The sequence below is a fragment of the Microbacterium sp. LB12 genome, from assembly GCF_037150835.1.
Taxonomy (GTDB): domain Bacteria; phylum Actinomycetota; class Actinomycetes; order Actinomycetales; family Microbacteriaceae; genus Microbacterium.
The window spans coordinates 1-416 of record NZ_JBBCPF010000046.1 but is presented as its reverse complement, the minus strand read 5'-3'; the positions used below and the strand labels follow the sequence as shown (position 1 = coordinate 416).

Genomic DNA, 416 nt, shown 5'->3' with positions numbered 1-416 from the left:
TGGATCGAGAAGGTCGGCAACAAGGTGCCGGATCCGACGATCATGTTCGTCTATCTGATCGCCCTGATCGCCGTGCTCTCGGCGCTCCTGTCGTGGGCGGGGGTGTCGGTCACCGACGACGTCGTCGTGCCCGTTCCTAAGGATGAGTTCTCGCAGGTCAACGAGGACTTCGGTGGCAACTGGCAGATCTACGACACCACGACCGGACAGCCCGCCGAGATCCCGGACTACCGGATCGAGGAGCGCACGTTCGAGGTGCGCAACCTCCTCTCGATCGACGGTGTCCGGTTCTTCTTCTCGTCGTTCGTCGACAACTTCGCCGGGTTCGGCGTGGTCGCGGTCGTGCTCATCGCGATGGCGGGCGTCGGCGTCGCCGAGCACGCCGGGCTCATGGGGGCGCTGATCCGCCGGGTGGT

Annotated in this window: 1 protein-coding gene; it reads left to right on the top strand. The window is 65.1% G+C overall.

Going from position 1 to position 416, the window contains the following annotated elements; translation table 11 throughout:
- On the top strand, window positions 1-416 hold a 416-nt coding region (locus tag WFM69_RS19315; RefSeq protein WP_337007466.1), incomplete at both ends, for an AbgT family transporter.